This window comes from Mesorhizobium sp. WSM4830, from assembly GCF_055811495.1.
Genome location: NZ_JBVVQI010000001.1, coordinates 215080 through 229135 on the forward strand (window position 1 = coordinate 215080; position 14056 = coordinate 229135).

Annotated in this window: 12 protein-coding genes; 6 read left to right on the top strand and 6 right to left on the bottom strand. The window is 62.8% G+C overall.

Annotated features, from left to right (window positions below; genetic code table 11):
• Positions 1 to 35 precede the first annotated feature (35 nt).
• From AC0L2Y_RS01145 to AC0L2Y_RS01165, 5 genes are all read left to right on the top strand, one after another.
• Positions 36 to 1010 carry a substrate-binding domain-containing protein gene (locus AC0L2Y_RS01145; protein WP_473553174.1) on the top strand — a complete coding sequence of 325 codons (975 nt, stop codon included), beginning with the start codon at positions 36 to 38 and terminating at the stop codon, positions 1008 to 1010.
• Between the two features lie 72 nt (positions 1011 to 1082).
• Positions 1083 to 1913, top strand: coding sequence for an ABC transporter substrate-binding protein (locus tag AC0L2Y_RS01150; protein ID WP_473553673.1), 831 nt, complete (start codon positions 1083 to 1085; stop codon positions 1911 to 1913).
• An 8-nt stretch (positions 1914 to 1921) separates the two neighbouring features.
• Positions 1922 to 2842 (top strand): amino acid ABC transporter permease, encoded by a 921-nt coding sequence (locus tag AC0L2Y_RS01155; RefSeq protein WP_473553177.1) that lies wholly within the window; start codon positions 1922 to 1924, stop codon positions 2840 to 2842.
• Positions 2829 to 3602: an amino acid ABC transporter ATP-binding protein gene (locus AC0L2Y_RS01160; RefSeq protein ID WP_473553180.1), complete on the top strand. Its 774-nt coding sequence runs from the start codon at positions 2829 to 2831 to the stop codon at positions 3600 to 3602. The genes AC0L2Y_RS01155 and AC0L2Y_RS01160 overlap by 14 nt, the downstream gene beginning before the upstream one ends.
• 45 nt (positions 3603 to 3647) lie before the next feature.
• Positions 3648 to 4829, top strand: a complete 1182-nt coding sequence (locus AC0L2Y_RS01165; protein ID WP_473553183.1) for a M20 aminoacylase family protein — start codon at positions 3648 to 3650, stop codon at positions 4827 to 4829.
• 123 nt (positions 4830 to 4952) lie between these two features.
• Here the strand turns inward: AC0L2Y_RS01165 and AC0L2Y_RS01170 are convergent, their stop codons facing one another.
• The 4 genes from AC0L2Y_RS01170 to AC0L2Y_RS01185 form a co-directional block, all read right to left on the bottom strand.
• Positions 4953 to 6515, bottom strand: a complete 1563-nt coding sequence (locus AC0L2Y_RS01170) for a hypothetical protein (protein ID WP_473553185.1) — start codon at positions 6513 to 6515, stop codon at positions 4953 to 4955.
• Between the two features lie 158 nt (positions 6516 to 6673).
• Positions 6674 to 8656 carry an ABC transporter permease gene (locus AC0L2Y_RS01175; protein WP_473553187.1) on the bottom strand — a complete coding sequence of 661 codons (1983 nt, stop codon included), beginning with the start codon at positions 8654 to 8656 and terminating at the stop codon, positions 6674 to 6676.
• Positions 8653 to 9729, bottom strand: coding sequence for a quaternary amine ABC transporter ATP-binding protein (locus AC0L2Y_RS01180; protein ID WP_473553190.1), 1077 nt, complete (start codon positions 9727 to 9729; stop codon positions 8653 to 8655). Before AC0L2Y_RS01180 ends, AC0L2Y_RS01175 begins: the two co-directional genes overlap by 4 nt.
• A 74-nt stretch (positions 9730 to 9803) precedes the next feature.
• Entirely contained in the window at positions 9804 to 10775 is a 972-nt protein-coding gene (locus AC0L2Y_RS01185) for an ABC transporter substrate-binding protein (protein WP_352489517.1), read from the bottom strand.
• 541 nt (positions 10776 to 11316) lie between these two features.
• Between AC0L2Y_RS01185 and AC0L2Y_RS01190 the strand changes: the two genes are divergently transcribed.
• Positions 11317 to 12393 (top strand): D-alanine--D-alanine ligase family protein, encoded by a 1077-nt coding sequence (locus AC0L2Y_RS01190; protein WP_473553193.1) that lies wholly within the window; start codon positions 11317 to 11319, stop codon positions 12391 to 12393.
• A 52-nt stretch (positions 12394 to 12445) separates the two neighbouring features.
• On the opposite strand, the gene AC0L2Y_RS01195 is transcribed toward AC0L2Y_RS01190, so the two are convergent.
• Together AC0L2Y_RS01195 and AC0L2Y_RS01200 are read right to left on the bottom strand one after the other, a co-directional pair.
• A complete protein-coding gene (locus tag AC0L2Y_RS01195) occupies positions 12446 to 13231 on the bottom strand; it encodes an SDR family oxidoreductase (protein WP_473553195.1) in 786 nt (261 codons plus the stop codon).
• A gap of 8 nt (positions 13232 to 13239) precedes the next feature.
• Positions 13240 to 14004: an SDR family oxidoreductase gene (locus AC0L2Y_RS01200; RefSeq protein ID WP_473553200.1), complete on the bottom strand. Its 765-nt coding sequence runs from the start codon at positions 14002 to 14004 to the stop codon at positions 13240 to 13242.
• Positions 14005 to 14056: the final 52 nt, after the last annotated feature.

Consider the following 14056-nt stretch of genomic DNA (forward strand, 5'->3'; position numbering starts at 1 on the left):
ATCGCCGGTCAAACATAGCTTTGAAGTTCATGCCGATGCCCGTCTCCATCACTATAGCCACCCGCGATTGGGATTATCTCACCCCTTTGGTGCTGGGTGACGTCGCCTCCAGCCGCTTGTCGGTGAAGGTTGACCGCGTCGCCACGCTGATCGCGGATCTCGGCACCGATCCGAAATACGATGCGGCGGAGGTCTCATTCAGCCGTTATGTGTCGGCCATGGCGGCGGGCCGGGATACGGTGGTTGGACTACCGTGCTTCATCATGCGCGGCTTTCGCCACCGCTGCATCATCACGGTCGAGGACAGTCCGCTGGAGCGGCTCTCCGACCTTGCCGGCAAACGCATCGGCGTGACCGGCTGGCGCGATTCCGGCAACACATGGACACGCGCGGCGCTTCGCCGGGAAGGCATCGGCGTCGAGGATGCCTATTGGTTCGCCGGCAGGCTGACATCGGAGCACCCGATCGCCGACCGCCTCGACGGATTCGGCAGGCCGGGGCGCATCGAAGCGGCACCGGGCGAACGCCCGATGATGGAGCTGCTGGCGCAAGGCGAGCTCGACGCCGTTTTCACGCCCTTCATGCCGGACGGCTTTTTCGACCCGGCTTCCGGCTTCCGGCAAGTGCTGCGCGATTTTCGTTCTGCCGAACGCGCCTATTTCGCCGACGTCGGTTATGTCCCGGGCATGCATCTGGTCGCCGTCAAGGCCGCCCTGGCCAGGGAGCATCCCTGGCTGCCTCACGAACTCGCCAGGCTGATCGACGAAAGCCAGCGCGTCTGGACGGCAAAGCGCCGAAAATATGCCGACACCTCGCCCTGGATCCTCGAGGAGCTGCTTCATGCGGGGCGCGACCTGCCTGCCTCCTGGAACGCCAGCGGCCTGCCTGCCAACCGGCGCATGATCGAGGATTTCGTCACCGAGCTCCATGCCCAGGGCATTCTGACGGAACCGATTTCCGCCGAAGCCTTGTTTCCTTTCGAAGCCAGGTCGCGGGCCACCGCAGCCTGACAACGCGCAACGAAGAACACGAAGGAGAATGCCATGAGGACAATCAGCTTCATATTCGCCTCGCTCGTCACCATGCTGGCGCAGGCCAGCTTTGCCCAGGATATCCAGAAGCAATCGGTGAACGAAGACTTGCGCGCCCGGCTGCCGGAAGAGATCCGCACGGCGGGAAAGATCACCGCCGTCAACAACGGCTCGTTCCCGCCCTATGAGATCGTCACCGGCACCGAACTGTCGGGGGCGACCAGGGACATTTCCGACGCCATCGGCCAGCTGCTCGGTGTTGAGGTCGATCACGCCTCGGTCGCCGGCCTGCCGGCTTTGCTGAGCGGCATCAATGCCGGCCGTTATCAGTTCGCGATGGGGCCTGTCGGCGACTATCCCGACCGGCAGAAATCCAACGACTTCGTCGATTGGGTGCGCGAATACGTCGTCTTCGCCGTCGAGAAGGGCAACCCGCAAGGCATCACCTCGCTCGACACCGCGTGCGGCAAGCGCATTGCCGTGATGTCGGGTGGCTCGGCAGAAAAGGTCATCAAGCAGCAGGCGCAGAAATGCACCGAGGGCGGCAAGCCGGCCGTCGAGGTGCAATCCTTCACCGACCAGCCGAGCTCGATACTGGCCGTCCGGTCGAGACGCTCTGACGCATTCTTTTCCTCGCAGGCGCCGCTGACCTTCTTCGTCGAGCAGGCGAAGGGCCAACTGGAACTTTCAGGTGTCGGCCAGGCCAATGGCTTCAAGGACATCTATCAAGGCGCCGTCGTCAAGAAGGGCTCGCCGCTGGGCGGTGTACTGCTCGACGCCTTCAAGATCCTGATGAAGAACGGCACCTACGCCGCGGTCATGAAGAAGTGGGGCCTCGAGAAGAACATGATCGACGCGCCCGGCATCAACCAGGGCCAGTAGAGGCTGCCATGACCGACGCGACCGCTGCCTACGCGGCCGAGGTGCCGCGACGTCCGGACGACGCGCTGCGCGACATCAAACGAGCCCACCGGCCGTTTCCGCTCGTCCGGCTGGCGCTCTGGGCATTCACCGTCGTGGTGGCGGCAGGCTTCGCCTATATCGTTGCGGTCAACCCGAATTTCGGCTGGCCTGTGGTCGCCCAGTATTTCTTCGATCCGACGGTCATGCAGGGGCTTTCCGTAACGCTCGGCCTGACGGTCGTGGCGATGATCCTGGGTATCGTGCTCGGATTGCTGCTCGCCATCGCGCGTATGTCGAAGGACAGGCTGGCTTCCCTTCTCTCCGGCCTGTTCATCTGGTTCTTCCGGGGAACGCCGCTGCTGGTGCAATTGATCCTGTGGTACAACCTTTCGACGTTGTTTCCGCGCATCTCCATCGGCTTCGCCAGCTGGGACACCAACGACCTGATCACGCCTTTGACGGCCGCGGTTCTTGGTCTGGCGCTGAACGAGGCCGCCTACATGGCCGAGATCATCCGTGGCGGGCTGCTGTCGGTGGACAAGGGGCAGGCCGAAACGGCTGAAGCCTTCGGCATGACCCGCGCGCGGGCCTTGCGGCGCATCATCATCCCACAGGCGATGCGGTCGATCGTCCCGCCGACCGGCAATCAGCTGATCAGCATGATCAAGGCGACGTCGCTGGTCAGCGTCATCGCCATGGCCGACCTGCTCTACTCGGTGCAGTCGATCTACAATCGCACCTTCGAAATCATTCCGCTGCTGATGGTTGCAGTGCTCTGGTATCTGCTGATCACCTCGGTTCTCAACGTCGCGCAGGGCGCGATCGAACGCCACTACAGCCGCGGCGACCGCGGCGCCCGCGAGAAGACGGCGACCGCCGCCCTGGAGGCCGCCAATGAGCGCGCATGACACGCCCCTGGTCCGGGCGCGCAACGTTCACAAGGCCTTCGGCCCGCTCGAGGTGCTGAAGGGCATCGATCTGGACGTCGCGCCTGGCGAGGTGGTGGTCATTCTCGGGCCGTCCGGCTCCGGCAAATCAACCTTCCTGCGATGCATCAATCATCTCGAGGCGATCGATCAAGGGTCGATCGAGGTGGACGGCGAGCAGATCGGTTACCGGCTGCACGACGGCCGCCTCGACAAGCTTTCCGACCGCGCGATCGCCGCGCAGCGGCGCAAGATTGGCATGGTGTTCCAGCAGTTCAATCTCTATCCCCACATGACGACCCTGCAGAACGTCATCGAGGCTCCGGTCGGCGTTCACCGGGAGAACCGCAAGGAGGCGATCGGCTACGCCCGCGAACTGCTGACCCGTGTCGGCCTCGCCGAAAAGATCGACGCCTATCCGCGCCAGCTTTCAGGCGGCCAGCAGCAGCGCGTCGCCATCGCCCGCGCGCTCGCCATCCGCCCGAAATTGATGCTCTTCGACGAGCCGACGTCGGCGCTCGATCCGGAGCTGGTCGGCGAGGTGCTCGCCACCATGCGCGATCTCGCCAGGCAGGGCTTGACCATGATCGTGGTCACGCATGAGATCGGCTTCGCGCGCGAAGCGGCGGATCGGGTGGTGTTCATGGACGACGGCAATGTGATCGAGGCCGGGCCTCCGGACGAGGTTCTCGCTAAACCCAGGCACCCGCGCACGCGGGCTTTCTTGAGCCGTTTCATCTAAAGCAAAGCCGGCGCGATTACCTGCTCGGCCGGCAAAGGACCTCCCATGCCAAAGACCTCCAACCAGTTCGCCGATATTTCCGACTTCGCCGACAAGGCCGCCGAGCTTGCGGCGGCTCGCCAGCACCTGCACGCGCATCCCGAGCTTTCCTTCCAGGAGCACGAAACCGCTGCATACGTTGCTGAACGGCTCGAAGGCTGGGGCTACGAGGTGACGCGCAATGTCGGCGGCCTCGGCGTCGTCGGCCGCCTGCGCCAGGGCAGCGGCCGCAGCATCGCCATCCGTGCCGACATGGACGCCTTGCCGATCACCGAAGCGACCAATCTCCCTTATGCCAGCCAGGCCAGCGGCAAGATGCACGCCTGCGGCCATGACGGCCATACCACAATGCTGCTCGGCGCGGCTGAATACTTGGCGCGCACAAGGCACTTCAATGGCACGGTCAACCTCATCTTCCAGCCGGCCGAGGAAGCCGGCAAGGGAAGCGGGGCGCAGGCGATGATCGCCGACGGCCTGTTCGAACGCTTTCCCTGCGATGCGATATTCGGGCTGCACAACCATCCGGGCGCGCCGGCGGGTTCATTCTTGATGCGCGCCGGGCCGCTGATGGCGGCGAGCGATACCGTCACCATCAGGATCGCCGGGCGTGGCGGCCACGCCTCGCGCCCGCACCTGACGGTCGACCCGATCGTCGCCGCCGCCAACATCGTCATGACCCTGCAGACGGTTGTGTCGCGCAACGTCAACCCGATCGAGACGGCTGTCGTTACCGTCGGCACCATTCACGGCGGCACGGCCTCCAACGTCATCCCGGAACACGCCGAGATCACGCTGAGCGTCCGCTCCTTCTCGGCCGAGATCCGCGACACGCTCGAGCAGCGTATTCGCAACATCGCAGAACTTGTGGCGCAGGCGCATGGCGCAATAGTCGAGATCGATTACGAGCGCGGCTACCCGGTGGTGATCAATTCCGAGGGCGAGACGTCCTTTGCGACAGACGTCGCTGTCGAACTCGTCGGCAAGGATAAGGTGTCCGTCTGCCCGTTGATCCCCGGCAGCGAAGATTTTTCTTATTTCCTCGAACACAAACCCGGTTGCTTCCTGCGCCTCGGCAACGGCGAGGATTCAGCCATCCTTCACAGCTCGAAATATGATTTCAACGACGGCAATTTGACCGTCGGCGCCGCGCTCTGGGCTCGTTTGACCGAAAGATTCCTGGCCGCTTGATTCATAACTGCGGCTTGGATTGTCGATCGGCCGGTCGAGCAGAATTGGGGCGACCGGCCGCGCGACGATGCACAACGAATTCTCACGCATTCCCGCTCTTCGAATGCGATAAGAGCTTCGCTTTCAGACGAACAAAAAGTCACTCGTCGTCAGCGGGTTCGTAAAGTTTGCGAGAGTAACTTGATCGACTCCCGCGGTAATGATGGTGTCGGTTCCACTTTGCGCAATTGTGAGATCATCGAACGATTGCACGCCCTCCACGCCACTAAACACAATGGTGTCGCCTTGGGTCTGGCTGAAGTCGTAGATGGTGTTTTGGGTTCCGACCGTCATTGAACCATCGTCCTTGAATATGAACTGGTCTCTGCCGCCCTGAGCCAGTTCGCTCAGTTGTCCGTCACCCCACATGTCGTTGATGACCGTGCAGCCGGGTGCCGCGCTCCCGGCGTACAGGGTATCGTTTCCACCCTTGGCCGAACCGGACATTTGCAGGGCGTCGCCGCACAGGAAGTTGCGGACCTGGCCGGTTTCGTTGTTGTCGCCCCCGGTAAGAATGTCGTTGCCGCCCTGGCCGGAACCGGACATGGCGAGGGCATCGCCGTACAACTCGCTTAGAACATCCGGACCGGAGCTCCTGTCGCCGCCGGTCAGGGAATCATTGCCGCCCACAGCGCTGCCGAGCATCGTGCCCGCATCGCCATACCCTAAGTTATGAGTGCCTTGCAGCACGGCCGTGTCGTCGCCGCCGCGAGCGTGGTCGGACATGTTGGCGCCCGCGTCACCGTAGAAACTTGTCTGGGACCCACCAGCGCTCGTGAAGTTGTCGTTGCCGCCTTTGGCAAAACCGGAAAGATCCCCGCCCGCGTCGCCAAAGAGGGTTTTGTTCGGGATCGCCCCACCCAGATCCGTGTAATGGTCGTCGCCGCCCTGAGCATGGTCCGACATGTCACCGCCGGCATCGCCGAAGAAAGTGCTGGTGGAAAAGAAGGCGCCCGTGAACGTGTCGTCGCCGCCCTGAGCATGGTCCGACATATCGCCGCCGGCATCGCCGTAGAAAGTGTTGAGCGAGTCGGTCCGGCTCGTATAGCTGTCGTCGCCGCCCTGGGCATTGCCGGACATGTTGCTGCCGGAGTCACCGAAGAAGGTGTTCGTGGCCTGCCTGGAGCCTTGGAAGGTGTCGTTGCCGCCCTTGCTGTGATCTGACATTTCGCCGCCCGCGTCACCGTAGAAGGTGTGGGTAGCTCCTTGTACAGTGCTGGTCAGGAAAGTGTCATCCCCGCCCCGGGCATAGCCGAACATCTTGCCGCCGGCGTCACCATAGAAGGTATCGACTACCTGCCTTGCCACTCCACTGTTGAAGATATCGTTGCCGCCCCTGCTATGGTCCGACATATCGTCGCCCGCGTCACCAAAGGCAGTGGTGGTGGAGGATGACAGCCCCGTGGTGAAGGTATCGTCACCGCCCCGAGCAAAATTGAACAAGCTCCGAGCCGCGTCGCCGTAGAAGGTGTAGGTCGACGGTGCGGTTTCCGTAAAGGTGTCGTTGCCGCCTCTTGAGAAATCGAGCAGGCTGCCGCCAGCATCGCCTGTCAAGATATTCGTATTCGGATCACCTGTGAGGGCGTCATCGATACCCCACTGATGATCTGCTAGATCACCGGTAGTAAAGGGAACGCGTTTAGACATAATCCGCTCTCCTGTTTAGCCTACCCGTCCCATGACAGCCGTACGATGTGAGGCAAAGCCGAGCAATAATCCCGAATGGCTATGTCTTTAGGCGTAGGGATCGGTGCCTCGTTACTGGCGCGCTTGGCGGCAGCTTACTGAGGCCGTCCTGTTCCGGACTATCCCAGCCTTGCCCGAGCCTTCGCCGTCCAGGCGTTGAACAGCCGGTCTGCGACGATGCCGATGAAGGCGATGGCCAGGCCGGCGACGATGCCGCGGCCGGAATCGGCCTTGGACAGGGCGATGAACACCTCCTGGCCGAGATCGCGGGTGCCGACCATGGCGCAGATGATGATCATCGCCAGCGCCATCAGGATCGTCTGGTTGACGCCGAGCATGATCTCGGGCAGCGCCAGCGGCAGCTGCACGCGAAAGAAAGTTTGACGCGGGGTGCAGCCCGAGACCTTCGCCGCCTCGATCAGCGCCGGCGGCACCTGCCGGATGCCGTGATTGGTGTAGCGGATCGCCGGCACCACGGCGAAGGCGACGGTGGCGATCATCGCGGTGACGTCGCCGACCCTGAACAGCATCACCACTGGAATGATGAAGCAGAACGACGGCAGCACCTGCAGCGTGTCGATGACCGGCGTGACGATCTTTTCGAAGCGGTCGCTGCGCGATGCCATCAGTCCGATCGGAATACCGATCAGGCAGGCGATAAAGGCCGAGATGCCGCACAAATAGACCGTCGCCATGGTCTTTTCCCAAAGGCCGGTGACGGCGCAGAACGCTGTCAATGCCGCGACCAGGGCGGCGAGGCGCAAGCCGCCGAGCTGGTAGCCGGCAAGGCCGAGGAGACACACCGCGCCGAGCCAGGGGAAACCCTCGCAGAAGGCGCGCACCGGGTTCAGCACATTGAGGATAAGCGCGACGCGGAATGCTTCGATCGTGTCGAAGAAGTTGATGGTGATCCAGTTCACCGCCGCCTTCCACAAAGGCGCGGTGGTGAAGGTGATCGCTTTCGGCACCGCGGCGAAGGCCGGCACGAACAGGCCGAGCAGCGTGCTGACGGCGAGGATGGCAACGGCCAGCGTCAGATTGGGATAGCGCCGCCAGAAACTGGTGCCGGGCTGATGGCGGACATTGCCCTTGGCGTGATTGCGGGCGATCGCCTGGCTCAGCCGGTCGAGGGCAATTGCCAGTGCGACGATGGCGAGGCCAGCCTCCATGGCCTCGCCGACCTTGAGCGCGCGCAACGCCAAAAGCACGTCATAGCCGAGCCCACCGGCGCCGATCATCGAGGCGATGATCACCATATTGAGCGCCAGCATGATGACCTGGTTGACGCCGACCATCAATGTCGGCCGCGCCGACGGCAACAGCACCCGCCACAGCTTCTGCCGAGCCGTGCAGCCGGCCATCTCGCTGAAATCGTCGATCTCCGACGGCACCCGCGACAGGCCGAGCATCGTCGCCCGCACCATTGGCGGCGTCGCGAAAATTGCCGTCGCGATCATTGCCGAGACTGGGCTGTTGCCGAACAGAAGCAGCATCGGGATCAGATAGGCGAAGGTCGGGATCGTCTGCATCAGATCGAGGGCAGGGGAGATCAACAGCCTCTCGGCCCAAGGCTTGCGCCATGCCCAGATGCCGGCGAACAGCCCGGTGACAATGCAAAACGGCACGGCGATCGAGATCAGGCCCAGCGTCAGCATGGCGCTGGTCCACTGCCCGAACAGCGCGATGTAGAGAAAACAGCCGCCGACCAGCGCACCCAGCTTCCAGCCGCCGGCGGCGCGCCCGGCAAGGTAGGCGGAAGCGCAGACGCCGACCCAGGACAGGCGCGGCAAGACGATCATATCCGCGCCATGGCCGATCTTGAAATTCTTGGCCAGAAGACCGAGCGCGAAATCGAGCGGCACGCCGAGCACCGCGGTGATCGAGCGGGTCAGCCAGGAGAAGTTCGACTTCAACCAGTTCATCAGCGCACTGACCCAGTCGGCGACAGGAACGGTCGCGCCGGCCGGGTAATTGACCGCCCAGGGCAGGCTTTCCTGCAGCCGGAAGACAATAAGCACGGCGGCGAGCGCACAGGCCCAGATCGCCAGCCAGGTTTGAACCGGCCGGGGCCTCGCTGCGCTGGCGCTTGCCGCGACCGTCATGCGCCGGCCCCACGACGTTCTATGCCGGCCAGAAGATCGATCACCGCCTGCGGCGTGACTTCGCCGATAGGCTTGCCCGTGCCGTTGACCACCGCGAACGGTTTGCCGGCGGAGACGATATCAGCCGAGAAACTGGCGATCTTGGCATCCGGCGCGACCGTGCCGCCGTACTCGGCGCCGTCGCAGGCGCGCATCAGGCTGCGCGCCGAGATCACCTTGGCGCGGTCGACGTCGCGGGTGAATTCGGCGACATAGTCGGTCGCCGGGTTGACCACCAGCTCTTCCGGCGTGCCGATCTGGATGACCTCGCCGTCCTTCATGATGGCGATACGATCGGCTAGCCGGATGGCCTCGTCGAAATCATGGGTGATGAAGACGATGGTCTTGTGCAGCATGGTCTGCAGCCGCATCAGCTCGTCCTGCATCTCACGGCGGATCAGCGGATCGAGGGCCGAGAACGGCTCGTCGAGGAACCAGATTTCCGGCTTCGTGGCGAGGCTGCGGGCGATGCCGACACGCTGCTGCTGTCCGCCAGAAAGCTCGCGCGGATAGAAATGCTCACGGCCGCGCAAGCCGACCAGCTCGATCACTTCGCGCGCGCGAGCCTCGCGCGTCGGCCGGTCCTGCCCCTGTATGCCGAGTGGGAAGGCAATGTTCTCCAGTACGTTGAGATGCGGCAGCAAGGCAAAATTCTGGAACACCATGCCCATGCGGTGGCGTCGCAGCTCGATCAGCGCGGCATCGGAAATCTTGAGCAGATCCTTGCCCTCGAATTCGACCTTGCCGTGGGTCGGCTCGATCAGCCGCGACATGCAGCGCACCAGCGTCGACTTGCCGGACCCCGAAAGTCCCATGATGATGAAGATCTCGCCCTGGCGGATTTCGAGATCGACGGCGCGCACCGCGCCAACCAGTCCGGCCGCGGCGATGTCCGCCAGGCTGGCCTTGCCGTCGCGCCGGCGGATGAAATTGGCCGCGTCCGCCCCGAACAGCTTCCAGACATTGCGACAGGCAAGCTTTATCGGGCGGGCATCGTTGCCCGCTTTCGCCGCCTGTTCAATCGTATCGGTCATGCAATCGTCCTTCTGGAACACGAGATCGAGACCCGGCCACGAATGGCCGGGTCGTCGGATTTCCAGTCAGACGGTCACTCGGCCCAGGCTTTCCAGTCGGCTTCGTGGGCGGCGATCCAGGCGGCGGCGACGTCTTCCGGCGTCTTGCCTTCGAGATCGATCTGGCCGCTCATCTTGTTGAGCTCGTCGGTATCGACCGTGTAGTTTTTCGCGACCTTGTAGGCGACCGGCCATTTGTCCTTCATGCCGGCCCAGGAATATTTCCAGATCTCGCCATGCGGCTTGCCGCAGTCATATTTCGCGTCGGGGTTCACACCCCATTTCGGGTCGGTGTAGCACTCTGTCGTATAGTCGGGGAATTCGACCCATTCGCCCTTGTATTTGGCCGGCGCCCAATGCGGCGAATAGATCCACAGCATGATCGGCGCCTTGCGCTGATAGGCCGAGTCCAGTTCGGCGAACATCGCCGCATCGGTGCCGGCATGGATGACGGTGAAGGGCAGTTTCAGCGCCTCGACGCGTTCGTCGTCAAAACCTTCCCATGTCACCGGGCCGCCGAGATAGCGCCCCTTCGGTGTGGTTTCGGCCGTCGAAAAGGCCTCGGCGCATTTCGGGTCTTTCAGCGCTTCCCAGTTCGGCAGGCCGGGGCATTTCTCTTTCATGTATTCGGGAAACCACCATTCTTCCTTGGCCTTGGGCCCGAGCTTGCCGAGGCGTTCGGTCTGGCCCGTCGCGTCCGAGGCCTTCATCGCCTCGCCGGCCGTCGTGTCCCAGAATTCCAGGCCGACATCGATGTCGCCATTGGTCAGGCCGGTGGTCAGGCTGGAGAGATAGTCGGCGGTCGGATACTCGACGGTATAGCCGAGCTTTTCGAGGATGCCGCCAAGGATCTTGGCGTTCAGATTGACGCTGGTCCAATCGAACAGTGCGATCTTGATCGGGTCGTTGGATTCCGGCGCTGCCGCATAGGCCGAAGATGTCAGTGCGGCTGCGGCAAGTGTTAAGGCTCCCATTGAGAAATTCGAAATCATGCTCCGAAGTGACATGCTTGTTCTCCTGTCAAGCTCTGGTGGAAGTTATCGTAGTTCCCTTCTTGCGTCTTTTTTTGATTGTGTTGGAAAAGCTGGTCGTTGCGCAAGGCCGTAGGCGCCACAATGCTGCCGAAGCGGATGCCGGCGCAAAACGGGGTGGTGCCCAAATTGGTGAAGATGTGGCGGGACAGGCCGCGTCATGATTGCCGAAGGATTGCTGCCGAAGCAGTCATCCACGGATCGATCGCCGGTCTTGAGGGGCAAACCATCAAAGTCCCATGATCTCGGCTGTTGGCTCGGCAACTCGACCAGAGCCACTTTCATGAGATGAAATTATATATACCAACGTTCACGTCGCGCAACGATTAACGCCGGTGCCGATTTTCACGGCCGTCTTTTTGCATGGACCCGTGGATCGGTTCGAAAAAAGCCAAGGTTGCCAGTCATCGGGTTATCAGCCGCGACGACACAATGCGGCAGACCAAAGCGCCTTACTTCAGCCGATGGGAAACACCTGAGATGACGGTATCGCCGTCCGCTTCTGACCGAGGCTTCCATGACCTCTTCCTTGAACAGACTGCGTATTGCCGTGCTCTTTGGCGGACGTTCCGCCGAGCATGACGTTTCGGTGCTTTCAGCAACCAATGTCATGCGGGCGCTGCTGCCCGCCAAATTCGATGCCGTCCCCATCTTCGTCACGCGCGAAGGACAGTGGCTGCTGAGCAGCTTCCAGGATGGTACGCTCGCAAAACCTGCGGGCGGCATGGAAGTTTGCCTGGTTCCGGGTGGCCGCGGACGGATGATGGCGATCCCGGCCGACGGCACGCCCTATGATCTGCAGAAGATCGACATCCTGTTTCCCGTCCTGCACGGCCTCCACGGCGAAGACGGCTCGGTGCAGGGGGTGGCCGAGGTGGCTCGAGTGCCGCTCGCCGGCTGCGGCATCCTTGGTTCGGCAACCGCGCTGGACAAGGACGTCGCCAAGCGGCTCCTGAAAGCGGCGGGGCTGCCAATCGCGCGCTCAGTGACGATTCATGAAGGAACGGCGCCTGCCCTCGCCACACTGGAAAGCGAACTCGGCCTGCCGCTCTTCATCAAACCGGCGCGTCAGGGATCGTCTGTCGGCGTCAGAAAAGTCCATGCCAGCCAGGAATTCGATGGAGCGCTTGCTGAAGCCTTCCGGCACGATTGCAAGCTGTTGGCCGAGGAATTCATTCGTGGGCGCGAGATCGAATATAGCGTGCTGGAGGACCCGGCAGGTGACCTGTTCGTCTCGCGGCCCGGCGAGATCGTGCCGGCGGAAAGCCACGGTTTCTACAGCTATGATGCCAAATACATCGACGAGAACGGCGCGGCGCTGAAAGTGCCGGCCGATCTGCCGCCGGAGGTCGAGGCAGGCATGGGGGACGTGGCCGCAAGGGCTTTCAGAGCCGTCGGCTGTGACGGGATGGCCCGCATCGACTTCTTCCTGACGCCGGACATGCAATTCCTGGTCAATGAAATCAACACCATCCCCGGCTTCACCGATATCAGCATGTATTCCAAGGCAATGGCGGCAAGCGGCGTCAGCTATTGCGAAATCATCGACCGGCTCGTGGAACATGGATTGGCACGGGCCGGCCGAGCAGCCTGAACGCAGCGAAGCGGCTTTCATATCCGGTCGATGGTACGTTGGCCCGCGCTGCTCACGACATGATCAGGCCGCCATCGACATTGATGGTCTGGCCGGTGATGTAGGCCGCATCGTCGCTGGCGAGAAAGCTGACCAGGCCGGAGACATCCTCGCCGCTGCCGGCGCGGCCCATCGGGATATTCTTCACCCATTCGGCCATCAGCTCGCCGGGCTTGTAATCGCCCATCAACTTGCCCCACGCGGCATCGTTATAGGCCCACATGTCGGTGTCGATGATGCCGGGGCAGATCGCGTTGACGGTGATCTTCTCCTTGGCCACTTCCTTGGCCAGGCTCTGGGTGATGCCGACGACGCCGAATTTCGAGGCCGCATAATGCGGCGTGTAGATAAAACCCTGCCGCGCCTGGCCGGATGCGGTGTTGATCAGCCGGCCGCCGTCGCCATGCTTGCGGATACGCGCGATCGCCTCCTGGCAGCACAGGAACACCCCCTTGGTGTTGACCGCCATCACCTTGTCCCATTCGGCCTCGGTCATCGCCTCGATCCTGGCGATGGTGATGACACCGGCATTCTGTACGGAGATATCGACGCGGCCGAACTCCTGCTCGGCCAGGTCATAGAGGGCGACGACCTCGTCCTTCTTCGTCACGTCCATGCGCAGCGATGCGACCCTGGCGCCCGCAGCCTTCAGGTCGGCGGCAACCTCGTCGACGCGCGCGTCGATGGCGCTGACGACGATCGCAGCACCTTCCGCGGCGAAGCGCCTGGCCATTGCCGCGCCGATGCCGCCGCTGGCGCCGGTGATCACCGCCGTTTTTCCCTGGAATCGCTTCTGCATCTTTTCTCCTACCAGCAGACGAAGCCGCCATCGACGATCAGGTCGATGCCGGTGACGAAACTCGCGGCGCGGCTGGCCAGGAACACGGTCGGGCCGACCATCTCTTCCGGCGCCGCCATGCGGCCCATCGGCGTGTCGCGCTCGAAGATCCTGACCTGGTCGGCGACCTCCGGCCGCTTGTTCATCGGCGTCAGCGTGTAGCCGGGGCTGACGACATTGACGCGCAGGCCGCGATCCGCCCATTCCATGGCGAGGCTCTTCGACATGTGGATCACTGCGGCCTTCGACGAATTGTAATGCGCCTGGGTCAGGCCGCGATTGACGATCGAGCCCGACATCGACGCGATGTTGATGATCGAGCCCTTGCGCCGCGTCAGCATGGCGCGCGCCTCGGCCTGGCAGGACAGGAACACGCCGCTGACATTGACGTCGTAGAGCTTCTGCCATTTCTCCAGCGACAGCGTCTCTGCCGGCTCAGCTCCGGCGACGCCGGCATTGTTGACGGCGACCGTCAGCGCGCCGAGTTCCTTCTCCGTACGCTCGATCGCGGCCGCGAGATCGGCCTCTGAAGTCACCGTGCCGTTCAGCACCAGCGCCTTGCGGCCAAGTGCCGTGATCCGGTGCGCGGTCTCCTCCAGGCCGCCTTTGGAGGCGTGGCCGAAGCAGGCTATGTCGGCGCCGGCCTCGGCCAGGCCAATGGCGATCGCTTGCCCGATGCCGCTGCCGGCGCCTGTCACAAGTGCCACGTCACCATGAAGTTCGAATAGTTTCATCGTCGGTTCCTCTGCTCCAACCGCCGTCCTCCGGAAATAAAGGGGCGCCAAC

What these genes read in the sequence shown, in the direction of transcription:
- AC0L2Y_RS01145 (WP_473553174.1), top strand. Translation starts at nt 36, where the DNA reads ATGCCCGTCTCCATCACTATAGCCACCCGCGATTGGGATTATCTCACC.
- AC0L2Y_RS01150 (WP_473553673.1), top strand. Translation starts at nt 1,083, where the DNA reads ATGCTGGCGCAGGCCAGCTTTGCCCAGGATATCCAGAAGCAATCGGTG.
- AC0L2Y_RS01155 (WP_473553177.1), top strand. Translation starts at nt 1,922, where the DNA reads ATGACCGACGCGACCGCTGCCTACGCGGCCGAGGTGCCGCGACGTCCG.
- AC0L2Y_RS01160 (WP_473553180.1), top strand. Translation starts at nt 2,829, where the DNA reads ATGAGCGCGCATGACACGCCCCTGGTCCGGGCGCGCAACGTTCACAAG.
- AC0L2Y_RS01165 (WP_473553183.1), top strand. Translation starts at nt 3,648, where the DNA reads ATGCCAAAGACCTCCAACCAGTTCGCCGATATTTCCGACTTCGCCGAC.
- AC0L2Y_RS01170 (WP_473553185.1), bottom strand. Translation starts at nt 6,515, where the DNA reads ATGTCTAAACGCGTTCCCTTTACTACCGGTGATCTAGCAGATCATCAG.
- AC0L2Y_RS01175 (WP_473553187.1), bottom strand. Translation starts at nt 8,656, where the DNA reads ATGACGGTCGCGGCAAGCGCCAGCGCAGCGAGGCCCCGGCCGGTTCAA.
- AC0L2Y_RS01180 (WP_473553190.1), bottom strand. Translation starts at nt 9,729, where the DNA reads ATGACCGATACGATTGAACAGGCGGCGAAAGCGGGCAACGATGCCCGC.
- AC0L2Y_RS01185 (WP_352489517.1), bottom strand. Translation starts at nt 10,775, where the DNA reads ATGTCACTTCGGAGCATGATTTCGAATTTCTCAATGGGAGCCTTAACA.
- AC0L2Y_RS01190 (WP_473553193.1), top strand. Translation starts at nt 11,317, where the DNA reads ATGACCTCTTCCTTGAACAGACTGCGTATTGCCGTGCTCTTTGGCGGA.
- AC0L2Y_RS01195 (WP_473553195.1), bottom strand. Translation starts at nt 13,231, where the DNA reads ATGCAGAAGCGATTCCAGGGAAAAACGGCGGTGATCACCGGCGCCAGC.
- AC0L2Y_RS01200 (WP_473553200.1), bottom strand. Translation starts at nt 14,004, where the DNA reads ATGAAACTATTCGAACTTCATGGTGACGTGGCACTTGTGACAGGCGCC.